The following is a 14068-nucleotide window of genomic DNA, read 5'->3' on the forward strand; positions in this document are numbered from 1 at the left end:
GTTTTGCTAACTTTAGCGGGAAAATCGCTACAGTTTGAAGTCCAGTTTGGCATCTTTTACTTTTTCATAAACAGCCTGGCTAGGCGGTTTAGGAATTCTGGCAGTTTTTGCCGCCGTCAGAGCAGCCTGACATAACGCAGGATCACCGCCTTCCTCAGTAACATCCAGCAGCAGGCCGTCTGGTGCCAGCTTGATGTGCAGCACACAGGACTTACCGGCATACAGATCAGCGCCATATAAGCGGCTCTGAATGGCATTACGGATTTGCGAAGCATACGCACTAATATCAGCGCCTGACGCGCCACCATTAGTACCACTTGTTCCGCTATCTTTTGCTGGCTGACCGTTACCTTTTGCCCCACCCGATTTCGGCGCATTCTTACCTGAGCTCAGATCGCCGAACAGGTCATCAACGTCCGATGCAGCAGCTTTTTCCGCGGCGGCTTTTTTCGCTGCTGCGGCTTTCGCGGCGGCAGCTTTGTCAGCAGCTGCTTTATCGGCAGCTGCTTTCTTATCTGCAGCGGCTTTTTTATCTGCGGCGGCTTTTTCTGCCGCAGCAGCTTTCTTCTCAGCGGCCGCTTTCTCGGCAGCAGCAGCTTTTTCAGCGGCGGCTTTTTCTGCTGCAGCAGCCTTTTTAGCCGCGTCGGCAGCCGCTTTCTTCTCGGCTTCCTGGGCTGCTTGTTTGGCTGCTTCCGCTTCCGCTTTTTTCTTCGCGTCAGCAGCAGCTTTCTTCGCAGCTTCGGCTTCTACTTTCTTCTTCGCATCAGCAGCAGCTTTGGCGGCTTCAGCTTCAGCCTGTTTTTGCGCATCGGCAGCGGCTTTTTTCGCGGCTAATGCAGCGGCATCCGCGGCCTGTTTTGCCGCTTCAGCAGCTTGTTTCGCCTGAGCATCTGCCTGCGCTTTGGCATCCGCTGCGGCTTTGGCTGCTGCCTCTTCCGCCTGCTTCTGTTTTTCCTGCGCTTGCTTCGCTGCGGCTTCCGCCTGTTTTTGCTGCTCCGCCTGCTCTTTCGCCGCTTCCTGCGCCTGCAAACGTTCTTTCTCAAGCTGCTTCAGACGTTCCTGCTCGGCGGCCTGCTTTTCACGCAGCTCTTCCGCCTGCTGTTGCGCCTGCTTTTCGCGTTGCTCTTCAGCACGTTTTGCACTCGCCTGCTGCTGTTGCTGGCGGTTATAGTTTTGCACCACCGCGCCGGGATCGACCATCACGGCATCGATGGATGAACCTCCCCCACCGCCAGCAGCGGTATCGAGATGCTCATCGAACGAACTCCAGATCAGTGCTGCAAAAAGAATGACATGCAGCACCGCCGAGATAATGATCGCCCGCTTAAGCTTATCGTTTTGTTCGGTTGCCTTTGACACTATGGGTTCCCAAAAACTCTGTTGTGTACGCAGATGATCAAATAGGCTGCGTCATCAAGCCGACTGACTTAACGCCCGCGCTATGCAACAGGTTCAGCGCCTTTATAATTTCATCGTAAGGCACGTCTTTCGCACCACCGATTAAGAAGACCGTTTTCGGATTGGACTGCAGACGTCGTTGCGCTTCGGCAATGACCTGCTCCGGCGGGAGTTGATCGAGACGATCCTTTTCAACCACCACGCTGTACTGCCCTACTCCGGATACTTCAATGATGACCGGTGGATCGTCATTGCTGCTTACAGCCTGAGATTCTGTCGCATCCGGCAGATCAACCTCAACGCTCTGAGTGATGATGGGTGCTGTAGCCATAAAGATCAGCAGCAGCACCAGCAGCACGTCCAGCAGCGGTACAATGTTGATTTCGGACTTCAGTTCGCGACGACCCCGTCCACGCTGTCTGGCCATGGTTTACCCCTTGTTACTCTCGGTACTGGTAAACGCCTGGCGGTGCAGAATCGCGGTGAACTCTTCCATGAAGTTGTCGTAGTTCAGTTCCAGTTTGTTCACGCGCTGATTCAGGCGGTTGTACGCCATTACCGCAGGAATAGCAGCGAACAGGCCGATAGCGGTCGCGATCAGTGCTTCTGCGATACCCGGTGCAACCATCTGCAGCGTCGCCTGTTTTACCGCACCCAGGGCGATAAAGGCGTGCATGATCCCCCAGACCGTACCAAACAGACCGATATACGGGCTGATGGAACCGACGGTGCCGAGGAACGGAATGTGCGTTTCCAGCGTTTCCAGTTCACGGTTCATTGAAATGCGCATCGCACGGGATGCCCCTTCAACGACCGCTTCCGGCGCATGGTTGTTAGCGCGGTGCAAACGGGCAAACTCTTTGAAGCCGCTATAGAAAATTTGCTCGGAGCCGGAGAGGTTTTCACGACGTCCCTGGCTTTCCTGATACAAACGGGAAAGTTCGATACCGGACCAGAACTTATCTTCAAAGGCTTCCGCTTCACGGGTTGCCGCATTGAGGATACGGGTTCTCTGGATAATGATGGCCCAGGAGGCGATAGAAAAACCAATTAAAATGAACATGATAAGTTTAACCAGAAGGCTAGCCTTCAGGAACAAATCAAGGATATTCATGTCAGTCACTGCTTAAACTCCGCGACAATAGACTTAGGAAGCGCACGAGGCTTCATGATGATTGGATCAACACAGACGATCAGGACTTCAGCTTCGTTCAGTACCGTGTTTTCTGCATTGACGATCCGCTGCGTGAAAACCATTGAGGTCCCGCGCATTGATGTTATTTCCGTTTGGACTTCGAGCATATCGTCGAGTCTGGCGGGCGCAAAATACTCCAGCGTCATCTTGCGTACCACGAAGGCAACTCGCTCCGCCAACAGAACCTGCTGGCTAAAGTGATGATGGCGCAGCATTTCAGTGCGTGCTCGTTCATAAAAGGCAACGTAGCTGGCGTGGTACACCACACCACCGGCATCCGTATCTTCGTAGTAGACACGCACCGGCCATCGAAATAGCGTTGTATTCACTTTACATCCCGGTAATACAAAAAGGGTCAGATCTTCTAAACTTCGCTACTATACGCGCGGGAATGGTGGTTTGGAATGGGGGAAAGTAAACAGAGAGTAAATTTTTATGGGCCAGGGTAAGCCCATAATATTAACGGATAGTTCTTATTCAGCTGAAAAAGAAAATCAGGCCTACCAGCAGGATCACATCCGCCAGCAGCGGGCAGAAGATGCCCTGCCAGAGTAAGGCTTTCGGGCGAAAGCCGACGCCGTGGATCACCCCGGCGCACACTGCCCACATGATGAGAAATCCGTGCCAGATTTCCAGCTCGCTGGTCTTCGCCGCAAAGCGCGACGGGTCCCAGAAGATGCAACCCGCCAGCAGTAACGCCATCACTAAGGAAAGCGCCCTCAGCGGGCGCTTGTCCATGATCCCGTAGAGATACGCGATCATCAGTGTTTTTCTTCACCAGCTTTGGACGCTTCAACGTGCTCAAGCGCCAGGGCGGTGATCACACCAAATGCACAGGCAAGAAGCGTTCCTAAAATCCATGCGAAATACCACATATTCAGCTCCTTCCTTAATACATAGAGTGAGAATTACTTTCGATATGTTCTTTCGTGATACGACCGTACATTTTCCAGTAACACCAGGTGGTGTAGGCCAGAATGAGCGGTACGAACACGGCAGCCACAAACGTCATCAGGTTCAGCGTCATCTGACTTGAGGTGGCATCCCACATCGTCAGGCTAGCATTCATCATGGTGCTGGATGGCATCACGAATGGGAACATCGCGATACCGGCCGTCAGGATGATGCACGCCAGCGTCAGTGAGGAGAAGACGAAGGCCCATGCGCCTTTTTCCATGCGGGAAGTCAGCAGGGTCAGCAGCGGCAGCACCACGCCCAGTGCCGGGATAGCCCACAGAACCGGCATATTATTGAAGTTCACCAGCCAGGCGCCTGCCTGACGTGCCACTTCTTTGGTCAGCGGGTTAGACGGCGCGGTATGGTTAATCGCCGATGTCACTACGTAACCGTCGATACCGAACATCACCCAGACACCTGCCAGCGCGAAGCCGACCAGGGTGACCAGAGCCGCAATCTGCGAGACGGCGCGGGAGCGCAGGTGCAGTTCACCCACGGTACGCATCTGCAGATAGGTAGCACCCTGAGTCAGGATCATCGCCACGCTGACCACGCCCGCCAGCAGACCGAACGGGTTCAGCAGCTGGAAGAAGTTGCCGGTGTAGTACAGGCGCATGTATTCATCGAGGTGGAACGGCACGCCCTGCAGCAGGTTGCCGAACGCCACGCCGATCACCAGCGGCGGCACGAAGCTACCGATGAAGATGCCCCAGTCCCACATGTTGCGCCAGCGGGTGTCTTCGATCTTCGAACGGTAGTCAAAACCGACCGGACGGAAGAACAACGACGCCAGCACCAGGATCATCGCCACATAGAAGCCGGAGAACGCCGCCGCGTAGACCATCGGCCAGGCAGCGAACAGCGCGCCGCCTGCGGTGATCAGCCACACCTGGTTACCGTCCCAGTGTGGGGCGATGGAGTTAATCATAATTCGACGCTCGGTATCATTACGACCGAGGAAGCGGGTGAGCATGCCCACCCCCATGTCGAAACCGTCAGTGACCGCAAAACCAATCAGTAAGATCCCGACCAGCAGCCACCAGATAAAACGCAATACTTCATAATCGATCATTTGACGACTCCTGTCTTAGCGTGCCGGCTGAGAAGCCACGGTGGACTGCTCGTAGTGGTAGCGACCGGTTTTCAGGCTGCTTGGGCCAAGGCGCGCAAATTTGAACATCAGGAACAGTTCAGCCACCAGGAACAGGGTGTACAGGCCACAAATCAGCAGCATGGAGAAAATCAGATCCCCGGCGGTCAGGGATGAGTTCGCTACTGCAGTTGGCAGTACCTCACCGATAGCCCACGGTTGACGGCCATACTCTGCAACAAACCAGCCGGATTCGATGGCAATCCACGGCAGTGGCATGCCGTACAGCGCAGCACGCAACAGCCATTTACGCTGACCGATACGGTTACGAATGACCGACCAGAAGGAGGCGCCAATGATCAGCAGCATGATGATGCCGCAGCCAACCATGATACGGAACGCGAAGTACAGCGGCGCAACGCGTGGAATCGAGTCTTTGGTCGCCATCTGAATTTGCTCTTCCGTCGCGTCAGAGACGTTCGGGGTATAGCGTTTCAGCAGCAGGCCGTAACCGAGGTCTTTTTTCACGTCGTTAAATTGATCGCGAACGGACTGATCGGCAGAACCGGAACGCAGTTGTTCCAGCAGAGAGTAAGCTTTCATCCCGTTACGGATACGCTCTTCATGCTGCACCAGCAGATCTTTCAGACCGATAACCGGCGTATCCACAGAGCGGGTGGCAATGATGCCCAACGCATAAGGGATCTGAATAGCAAAGTGGTTTTCCTGCGCATCCTGGTCGGGAATACCAAACAGGGTGAAGGCTGCCGGAGCCGGTTGGGTTTCCCACTCTGCTTCAATCGCCGCCAGTTTGGTTTTCTGCACGTCGCCCATCTCGTAACCGGATTCATCACCCAGCACGATAACAGAGAGGATAGCCGCCATACCGAAGCTCGCCGCAATGGCGAAGGAGCGCTTAGCAAAGGCGAAGTCACGACCACGCAGCATGTAGTAGGCGCTGATCCCCATGACGAACATTGCGCCACAGACATAGCCGGATGCCACAGTGTGAACAAATTTCACCTGAGCGACCGGGTTCAGCACCAACTCGGAGAAGCTGACCATCTCCATACGCATGGTTTCGAAGTTAAAATCTGACGCGATAGGGTTCTGCATCCAGCCGTTGGCTACCAGGATCCACAGTGCGGACAGGTTAGAGCCTAAGGCGACCAGCCAGGTCACAGCCATATGCTGCACTTTACCCAGACGATCCCAGCCAAAGAAGAACAGACCTACAAAGGTGGATTCGAGGAAGAAGGCCATCAGACCTTCAATGGCCAGCGGCGCACCGAAGATATCCCCGACATAGTGGGAATAGTAAGACCAGTTAGTCCCGAACTGGAACTCCATGGTCAGACCGGTGGCCACGCCCAGCGCAAAGTTGATACCAAACAACTTGCCCCAGAACTTGGTCATATCTTTATAAATCTGTTTGCCGGAAAGGACGTAGACCGTTTCCATAATGGCCAGCAGGAACGCCATACCGAGCGTCAGTGGCACAAAAAGGAAGTGGTACATCGCGGTCAAGGCAAACTGTAAGCGCGACAGTTCGACTACATCTAACATCATGACTCCTTGCTCATCGCATGAAGACTCCGGGAGTGGATCCTGCTAGAAAAGATCCACACACATGCCCCAATACAAAAAATTATCCGCATCCTTTCTTCGTTACTTAATCTTCCCAGGAGGAAAAAGCCATGATGAAAAGTTACAGATACGTTAATTAAAACCCGAAATTGATCCCGCAAATATATTACGCCGCAAAACCCTTACAATAAACAGGTTTTTATTGAAAGCGCTTTACGTTTTACGACAGCGATCAATATATAGCGACTTTACCACTTTTCAACCAAATTGATCGGGAGCAATTTAACGCTTTTTGACGCCCTTTTCCAGGTATTAAATATTGATATAAATCAATATCGCGCAGGGGTGTTAAGGGTGTATCCACATAGTAAACGCAATAGGCGTAATGTTAACGATATGTTTAAATATGCTATTGATCGTTATCGATGAAAGGAGGAAATATAAATAAAGGTGATTTAAATTAACGCGGAAATAGAGTCAACTTTTTAATAATTCCGAACTATTAATGCTGGTCATTTCACAGTATTTTTTTATTCTGTTTTTATCGGCGTTTTTTATTACAAATATTTTACTTTTGATAATCCGGAAATTAACACAGTAATGTTACCGGTTTGTTTCTCACCGCCAAAAAAAAGGCCATCTTACGATGGCCAACCATGTCGAAACGGACATTTATTATGTCAAAGCTCCCCGCACGGGGAGCAGAGAGGATTTACTTAATGATGGATTTCAGGGCTTCACCGATGTCAGCCAGGCTGCGAACGGTTTTCACGCCTGCTGCTTCCAGCGCCGCGAATTTCTCATCCGCAGTACCTTTGCCGCCCGCGATGATGGCGCCCGCATGGCCCATACGCTTGCCTTTCGGCGCAGTCACACCCGCGATGTAGCCCACAACCGGCTTGGTCACGTGGTCTTTGATGTACGCAGCGGCTTCTTCTTCCGCGCTGCCGCCGATTTCACCGATCATCACAATCGCTTCTGTCTGCGGGTCTTCCTGGAACAGCTTCAGGATGTCGATGAAGTTAGAGCCCGGGATTGGGTCGCCGCCGATGCCCACACAGGTGGACTGGCCGAAACCGTAGTCGGTGGTCTGTTTAACCGCTTCATAGGTCAGAGTACCGGAACGGGAGACGATGCCCACTTTGCCTGGCTTGTGAATGTGGCCCGGCATGATGCCGATTTTGCATTCGCCTGGGGTGATCACGCCCGGGCAGTTTGGCCCGATCATGCGCACGCCTGCTTCGTCCAGCTTCACTTTCACGGTCAGCATATCCAGCGTCGGGATACCTTCGGTGATGGTGATGATCAGTTTGATGCCTGCGTCGATGGCTTCCAGAATGGAGTCTTTGCAGAACGGAGCCGGAACGTAGATCACGGTGGCGGTGGCGCCCGTCGCTTCTACGGCTTCACGTACGGTGTTGAACACCGGCAGGCCCAGGTGAGTGGTGCCGCCTTTCCCTGGCGTAACGCCGCCAACCATCTGCGTACCGTAAGCAATCGCCTGCTCAGAGTGGAATGAACCCTGGCTACCGGTGAAGCCCTGGCAGATGACCTTGGTATCTTTATTAATTAAAACGGACATTATTTCCCCTCCACTGCGGCAACTACCTGCTGAGCGGCATCCGTCAGACTTTTCGCTGCAATAATATTCAGGCCGCTGTCAGCCAGTTTTTTCGCGCCAAGTTCAGCGTTGTTCCCTTCCAGACGCACCACTACCGGGACATTTACGCCCACTTCTTCTACCGCACCGATAATGCCGTCAGCGATCAGGTCGCAACGTACGATGCCGCCGAAGATGTTCACCAGAACCGCTTTCACGTTGTCGTCAGAGAGGATGATTTTGAAGGCTTCGGTCACGCGCTCTTTGGTCGCGCCGCCGCCCACGTCGAGGAAGTTTGCCGGCTCGCCGCCGTGCAGTTTAACGATGTCCATGGTGCCCATTGCCAGGCCCGCACCGTTAACCATGCAGCCGATGTTGCCATCGAGTGCCACGTAGTTCAGTTCCCACTGTGCAGCCTGAGCTTCACGTGGATCTTCCTGAGACTGGTCGCGCATCTGGCGCAGGTCAGCCTGGCGGAACAGTGCGTTGCCGTCAGCGCCCAGTTTGCCGTCGAGGCAGATCAGGTCGCCCTGCTTAGTGATCACCAGCGGGTTGATTTCGATCAGCGCCAGGTCACGCTCCAGGAAGATGTTGGCCAGGCCCATGAAGATCTTGGTGAATTGCTGCACCAGTTTACCTTCCAGACCCAGTTTGAAGGCCAGCTCGCGTCCCTGGTAAGGCATTGGGCCTGCCAGCGGATCGATAGCCACTTTGTGGATCAGGTGCGGGGTCTCTTCCGCCACTTTCTCGATTTCCACGCCACCTTCGGTAGAAGCCATAAACACCACGCGACGGGAGCTACGGTCTACCACGGCACCGAGGTACAGTTCTTTTGCAATATCGGTCGCCGCTTCAACCAGGATCTGGTTAACCGGCTGGCCGCTCGCGTCTGTCTGGTAGGTCACCAGACGTTTGCCCAGCCAGTGCTCAGCAAAGGCGCGGATCTCTTCTTTACTGTTAACGACTTTCACACCGCCCGCTTTACCGCGGCCGCCAGCGTGAACCTGACATTTCACTACCCAAGGACCGGCGCCGATTTTAGATGCGGCTTCTTCTGCTTCGCGAGGGGTATTGCAGGCATAACCCACCGGAGCCGGTAAGCCATACCGGGCAAACAGCTGTTTTGCCTGATATTCATGTAAGTTCATGTGTTCTATCCATCCTTCAGGGTAATCGTTAGGTCATGCTTTTATAAGCCCGGCTGGCGACACGCCGCCGGGCAATGGTGCTAAAAACTAGACGTCCAGCAGCAGGCGAGTTGGATCTTCCAGCAGCTCTTTAATCGCTACCAGGTAGCCCACAGACTCGCGGCCATCGATCAGACGGTGGTCGTAGGAGAGCGCCAGGTACATCATCGGCAGGATCTCTACTTTACCGTCAACCGCCATAGGACGATCTTTGATGGCATGCATGCCCAGAATCGCGCTCTGTGGTGGGTTGATGATTGGAGTAGACATCAGCGAGCCGAATACGCCGCCGTTGGTAATGGTGAAGTTACCGCCGGTCAGGTCTTCTACAGTCAGCTTGCCGTCACGGCCTTTCACTGCCAGTTCTTTGATCTTCTTCTCGATGTCAGCCATGCCCAGGGTGTCAACATCACGCAGAACCGGGGTTACCAGGCCGCGTGGCGTAGAAACGGCCATGCTCACGTCGAAGTAGTTGTGGTACACCACATCTTCGCCATCGATAGACGCGTTCACTTCCGGGTAGCGTTTCAGGGCTTCAACAACCGCTTTCACGTAGAAGGACATAAAGCCCAGACGGATACCGTGACGTTTTTCAAACGCGTCACCGTACTGCTTACGCAGGTCCATGATTGGCTTCATGTTGACTTCGTTGAAGGTGGTCAGCATCGCGGTGGAGTTTTTCGCTTCCAGCAGACGCTCGGCCACACGCTTACGCAGGCGGGTCATCGGGACGCGTTTTTCGCTGCGTGCGCCCAGAGCAGGCTGTGCAGCCGGAGCCGGAGCCGGTGCAGCAGCTGGCGCTTTCGCTTCCGTTGCAGCTGGTGCTTTCGCCAGGTGTTTTTCCACATCTTCGCGGGTCAGACGACCGCCGACACCGGTGCCCTTAATGGCCGCCGCGTCGAGGTTGTGCTCGGCCAGCAGGCGACGGATCGCCGGGCTGAGCGCGTCGTTAGTCTGCTCTTCCAGAGAAGCCTGCTGGCGCTGTGCCGGCGTAGAGGCTTTCTCTTCAGATTTGGCGCTGGACTCTTTGCCTGCGCTGTTGCCTTCACGCAGGCGACCCAGCAGCTGACGAGAGGTTACGGTCGTGCCTTCATCTTCCAGCACTGCATCCAGAATGCCGTCCGCCGAGGCTGGTACTTCCAGTACCACTTTGTCAGTTTCGATTTCTACCAGCACTTCATCGCGTTTTACCGCATCGCCCGGTTTTTTGTGCCAGGTTGCAACGGTCGCATCAGCGACGGATTCAGGCAGGTCGGGAACAAGAATATCTACGCTACTCATTATTTATCCTTTAATTAATCGACGTTCAGCGCGTCATTAACCAGATCTTGCTGCTGCTTCTGGTGAACGGACATATACCCTACTGCCGGAGAGGCAGAGGCCGGGCGACCTGCGTAACGCAGAGCAGACCCAAATGGAATCACTTCACGGAAATGATGCTGGCTGCAGTACCATGCGCCCTGGTTGAGCGGCTCTTCCTGGCACCAGACAAAATCATGTACGTGAGCATAAGGTTTTAATGCGTCCTGCATCGCCTGATGCGGGAACGGATAAAGCTGTTCGATACGCACGATGGCGACATCTTTCTGATCGTTCTTACGGCGCTGTTCCAGCAGGTCGTAGTAAACCTTACCAGAACACATCACCACGCGTTTAACTGCCTGCGGATCCAGCTCGTCAATCTCGCCAATCGCCGGCATGAAGGTGCCGTTTGCCAGCTCATCCAGCGTGGAGACCGCCAGCGGGTGACGCAGCAGAGATTTCGGTGACATCACCACCAGCGGACGACGCATCCCGCGCAGCGCCTGACGACGCAGCATGTGGTAAACCTGTGCCGGGGTAGACGGAACACAAACCTGCATGTTCTGCTCGGCGCAAAGTTGCAGATAACGCTCCAGACGCGCGGAGGAGTGCTCCGGACCCTGCCCTTCGTACCCGTGCGGCAGGAGCATCACCAGGCCACACATACGGCCCCACTTCTGCTCGCCAGAAGAGATGAACTGGTCGATAACCACCTGCGCACCGTTGGCGAAGTCGCCGAACTGCGCTTCCCAGATGGTCAGGGTGCGTGGTTCTGCAGTGGCGTAACCGTATTCAAACGCCAGCACCGCTTCTTCCGACAGCACGGAGTCCCAGACCTTGAACTGGCCCTGACCGTTATGCACGTGCTGCAGCGGAGTGTAGGTGGAACCGTTGGTCTGGTTGTGGATCACCGCATGACGGTGGAAGAAGGTGCCACGGCCCGCATCTTCACCGGACAGACGAACCGGAATGCCTTCGTCTACCAGGGTTGCGTAGGCCAGGTTTTCCGCGCCGCCCCAGTCGAACAGCTTCTCACCTGCCGCCATGGACTGACGGTCAGAATAAATTTTCTGCACGCGGGACTGCATCTCAATGGCTTCTGGTACGGTACTGATGCGTTTAGCCAGCTCCTGCAGACGCTTCATCTCGACCTTGTTAGGGTAGCTCTCATCCCACTCGTGGTTGAGGTACGGCGACCAGGTAAAGGAGTGCATGTTCATCGGACGCAGCTCTTTCACCACGCACTCGCCGGCATCCAGCGCATCGCGGTAGAGATTCACCAGCTCGGTGGCATCTTCCAGCGTCACAACCTTCTCCGCTTCCAGCTTGTCAGCGTAGATTTTGCGCGGGGTCGGATGCTTTTTGATTTTCTGGTACATCAGCGGCTGGGTTGCACTTGGCTCGTCCGCTTCGTTATGGCCATGACGGCGATAGCAGAAGAGGTCGATCAGTACGTCACGCTTGAAGGTATTACGGAAGTCCAGCGCCAGACGGGTCACGAAAGCGACCGCTTCCGGGTCATCCGCGTTGACGTGGAAAATTGGCGCCTGAACCATCTTACCGATATCGGTACAGTATGGAGTAGAACGCGCGTCCAGCGGGTTAGAGGTCGTGAAGCCCACCTGGTTGTTAATCACGATGCGAACGGTACCGCCCACTTCGTAACCGCGTGCTTTGGACATGTTCAGGGTTTCCTGAACCACGCCCTGGCCGGTGATCGCCGCATCGCCGTGAATGGTGATTGGCAACACTTTATTGCTGCTCGGCTCGTCCAGACGATCCAGACGGGCACGCACGGAACCGATCACCACCGGGCTGACGATCTCCAGGTGCGACGGGTTGAACGCCAGCGCCATGTGCACCAGGCCGCCGTTGGTTTCGATATCTGATGAGAAGCCCATATGGTACTTCACGTCACCGGTACCGAGGTGTTCTTTATGTTTGCCCGCGAACTCGTCGAACAGATCCTGCGGCTTTTTACCCAGCACGTTGATCAGCACGTTCAGACGACCACGGTGCGCCATGCCCAGTACCACTTCACGGGTACCGCTGTTGCCCGCATGGCGGATCAGCTCTTTCAGCATTGGCACCAGCGCATCGCCGCCTTCCAGCGAGAAGCGTTTTGCGCCCGGGAATTTCGCGCCCAGATAGCGCTCCAGCCCTTCTGCTGCGGTCAGCTCGCCAAGGAAGCGCTTCTTCTCGTCAGCATTGAAGGTGGATTTACCGGCAACCGATTCAATACGCTGCTGGATCCAGCGCTTCTCTTCGGTTGAGGTGATGTGCATGTATTCCGCACCGATGGAGCCGCAGTAAGTTTGCTTCAGCGCCTCCAGCAGCTCGCCCAGCTTCATCGTGTCTTTGCCGATCGCGAAAGAACCCACGTTAAAGGTTTCCTGGAAATCAGCTTCGGTCAGATCGTGATAAGCCGGATCGAGGTCCGCCACGCGCTCCTGCTGCCACAGACCCAGCGGATCCAGATTCGCATGCTGGTGGCCACGGAAACGGTAGGCGTTAATCAGCTGCAGGACTTTAACCTGTTTGGCATTGGTGTCAGGGTCGGAGATGGCGGAAGAGTAACGTGAGGCATCCTTCGCCAGACGACGGAAATAATCACGTGTTTTGGAATGAAATTGATCCGGTTTGACTCCTGTTCCAGGTAACTGCTGGAACATCGAACGCCAGTTAGCGTCCACTGAGTCAGGGTCGGTTAAGAAGTCTTCATAGAGCTGTTCAATCCAGCTTTGGTTTGCACCAGAGAGGAATGAAGAGTCCAGCCAGGCTTTCATTGCGCCGTTCTGCATCGTGATCCCTTAAGCATTTTTATGCTTACTTTCGCCGTAGAAACTACCACGCACACCACGTGTACGTGCCGGGGTTCACCTGCGAGCTCTTTTCATTTGGCCCGCGAAGGAACCTTTAGAAACTGTCTAAACTTCAGGGCAGTTTTTAAAGGTTTCTGCAATCTATCCCCTCTCCCTTTGGGAGAGGGTTAGGGTGAGGGGAACAACGCTCCCCTCTCACTACTTACGCACTGCGCTGCAACAACATCGACTTAATGTGGCCGATAGCGCGCGTCGGGTTCAGCCCCTTAGGACATACACTGACGCAGTTCATGATGCTGTGGCAGCGGAATACGCTGAAAGCATCACTCAGCCCTTCCAGGCGGTTGTCGGTTTCGGTATCGCGGCTGTCAATCAGGAAGCGGTACGCTGCCAGCAGGCCAGCCGGGCCGATAAACTTGTCCGGGTTCCACCAGAACGACGGGCAAGAGGTCGAACAACATGCACAGAGAATACACTCATACAGGCCATCGAGTTTTTCACGCTGCTCTGGCGACTGTAAATGCTCGCGAGCGGGTGGATTTTGCCCATTATTCAATAAGTAAGGCTTAATCTTCTCATATTGTGCATAGAATTGCCCCATGTCCACCACCAAATCGCGAACGACCGGCAGACCCGGCAGCGGGCGAATCACAATCTTCTGTCCTGGACGGTTGAGCGCCGAGATCGGAGTGATACAGGCCAGACCGTTTTTGCCGTTCATGTTCAGACCGTCGGAGCCACATACCCCTTCACGGCAGGAACGACGGAATGACAGTGTCGGATCTTTTTCTTTCAGCTGCATTAACGCATCAAGCAGCATCATGTCCCGGCCTTCTTCCGCTTCCAGGGTGTAATCCTGCATATGCGGAGCGTCGTCGACATCCGGGTTATAACGATAAACTGAGAATTCGAGTTTCATTGTCCTGTCTC

13 protein-coding genes are annotated in these 14068 nt (G+C 54.6%); all 13 read right to left on the bottom strand.

All coding sequences use genetic code 11. The annotated features are described in order from the left end of the window. Positions 1-27: 27 nt before the first annotated feature. Positions 28-1359 carry a cell envelope integrity protein TolA gene (gene tolA, locus LG383_RS12595; protein ID WP_106992383.1) on the bottom strand — a complete coding sequence of 444 codons (1332 nt, stop codon included), beginning with the start codon at positions 1357-1359 and terminating at the stop codon, positions 28-30. A gap of 37 nt (positions 1360-1396) precedes the next feature. Next, a complete protein-coding gene (tolR, locus tag LG383_RS12600; RefSeq protein ID WP_106992382.1) occupies positions 1397-1825 on the bottom strand; it encodes a colicin uptake protein TolR in 429 nt (142 codons plus the stop codon). A 3-nt stretch (positions 1826-1828) separates the two neighbouring features. Next, on the bottom strand, positions 1829-2521 hold the full coding sequence (tolQ, locus tag LG383_RS12605; RefSeq protein ID WP_106992381.1) for a Tol-Pal system protein TolQ: 693 nt from the start codon (positions 2519-2521) through the stop codon (positions 1829-1831). Further along, the gene (ybgC, locus tag LG383_RS12610) at positions 2518-2922 is read right to left on the bottom strand and encodes a tol-pal system-associated acyl-CoA thioesterase (RefSeq protein ID WP_106992380.1); all 405 of its coding nucleotides are present in this window, start codon (positions 2920-2922) and stop codon (positions 2518-2520) included. The genes tolQ and ybgC overlap by 4 nt, the downstream gene beginning before the upstream one ends. A 148-nt stretch (positions 2923-3070) precedes the next feature. After that, positions 3071-3355 carry a cyd operon protein YbgE gene (gene ybgE / locus LG383_RS12615; protein ID WP_106992379.1) on the bottom strand — a complete coding sequence of 95 codons (285 nt, stop codon included), beginning with the start codon at positions 3353-3355 and terminating at the stop codon, positions 3071-3073. After that, positions 3355-3468: a cytochrome bd-I oxidase subunit CydX gene (cydX, locus tag LG383_RS12620; RefSeq protein WP_006177208.1), complete on the bottom strand. Its 114-nt coding sequence runs from the start codon at positions 3466-3468 to the stop codon at positions 3355-3357. The genes ybgE and cydX overlap by 1 nt, the downstream gene beginning before the upstream one ends. A gap of 14 nt (positions 3469-3482) precedes the next feature. Next, positions 3483-4622 (bottom strand): cytochrome d ubiquinol oxidase subunit II, encoded by a 1140-nt coding sequence (gene cydB, locus LG383_RS12625; RefSeq protein ID WP_106992378.1) that lies wholly within the window; start codon positions 4620-4622, stop codon positions 3483-3485. A gap of 15 nt (positions 4623-4637) precedes the next feature. Beyond that, the gene (gene cydA, locus LG383_RS12630) at positions 4638-6206 is read right to left on the bottom strand and encodes a cytochrome ubiquinol oxidase subunit I (protein WP_225759281.1); all 1569 of its coding nucleotides are present in this window, start codon (positions 6204-6206) and stop codon (positions 4638-4640) included. A 733-nt stretch (positions 6207-6939) separates the two neighbouring features. After that, the gene (sucD, locus tag LG383_RS12635; protein WP_032617085.1) at positions 6940-7809 is read right to left on the bottom strand and encodes a succinate--CoA ligase subunit alpha; all 870 of its coding nucleotides are present in this window, start codon (positions 7807-7809) and stop codon (positions 6940-6942) included. Beyond that, on the bottom strand, positions 7809-8975 hold the full coding sequence (gene sucC / locus LG383_RS12640; RefSeq protein WP_106992376.1) for an ADP-forming succinate--CoA ligase subunit beta: 1167 nt from the start codon (positions 8973-8975) through the stop codon (positions 7809-7811). Before sucC ends, sucD begins: the two co-directional genes overlap by 1 nt. A gap of 87 nt (positions 8976-9062) precedes the next feature. Then, positions 9063-10295 carry a 2-oxoglutarate dehydrogenase complex dihydrolipoyllysine-residue succinyltransferase gene (odhB, locus tag LG383_RS12645; RefSeq protein WP_225759282.1) on the bottom strand — a complete coding sequence of 411 codons (1233 nt, stop codon included), beginning with the start codon at positions 10293-10295 and terminating at the stop codon, positions 9063-9065. Between the two features lie 14 nt (positions 10296-10309). Then, positions 10310-13117: a 2-oxoglutarate dehydrogenase E1 component gene (gene sucA, locus LG383_RS12650; RefSeq protein WP_166181882.1), complete on the bottom strand. Its 2808-nt coding sequence runs from the start codon at positions 13115-13117 to the stop codon at positions 10310-10312. A 223-nt stretch (positions 13118-13340) separates the two neighbouring features. Then, on the bottom strand, positions 13341-14057 hold the full coding sequence (gene sdhB, locus LG383_RS12655; RefSeq protein ID WP_039029333.1) for a succinate dehydrogenase iron-sulfur subunit SdhB: 717 nt from the start codon (positions 14055-14057) through the stop codon (positions 13341-13343). Between the last annotated feature and the right edge of the window lie 11 nt (positions 14058-14068).

This window comes from Leclercia sp. Marseille-Q4284 (assembly GCF_916618945.1).
Taxonomy (GTDB): Bacteria; Pseudomonadota; Gammaproteobacteria; order Enterobacterales; family Enterobacteriaceae; genus Enterobacter; species Enterobacter tamurae.

Coding starts and splice junctions, on each gene's coding strand:
- tolR (WP_106992382.1), bottom strand. CDS start 1,825: ATGGCCAGACAGCGTGGACGGGGTCGTCGCGAACTGAAGTCCGAAATC.
- ybgE (WP_106992379.1), bottom strand. CDS start 3,355: ATGATCGCGTATCTCTACGGGATCATGGACAAGCGCCCGCTGAGGGCG.
- cydX (WP_006177208.1), bottom strand. CDS start 3,468: ATGTGGTATTTCGCATGGATTTTAGGAACGCTTCTTGCCTGTGCATTT.
- cydB (WP_106992378.1), bottom strand. CDS start 4,622: ATGATCGATTATGAAGTATTGCGTTTTATCTGGTGGCTGCTGGTCGGG.
- cydA (WP_225759281.1), bottom strand. CDS start 6,206: ATGTTAGATGTAGTCGAACTGTCGCGCTTACAGTTTGCCTTGACCGCG.
- sucD (WP_032617085.1), bottom strand. CDS start 7,809: ATGTCCGTTTTAATTAATAAAGATACCAAGGTCATCTGCCAGGGCTTC.
- sucC (WP_106992376.1), bottom strand. CDS start 8,975: ATGAACTTACATGAATATCAGGCAAAACAGCTGTTTGCCCGGTATGGC.
- odhB (WP_225759282.1), bottom strand. CDS start 10,295: ATGAGTAGCGTAGATATTCTTGTTCCCGACCTGCCTGAATCCGTCGCT.
- sucA (WP_166181882.1), bottom strand. CDS start 13,117: ATGCAGAACGGCGCAATGAAAGCCTGGCTGGACTCTTCATTCCTCTCT.
- sdhB (WP_039029333.1), bottom strand. CDS start 14,057: ATGAAACTCGAATTCTCAGTTTATCGTTATAACCCGGATGTCGACGAC.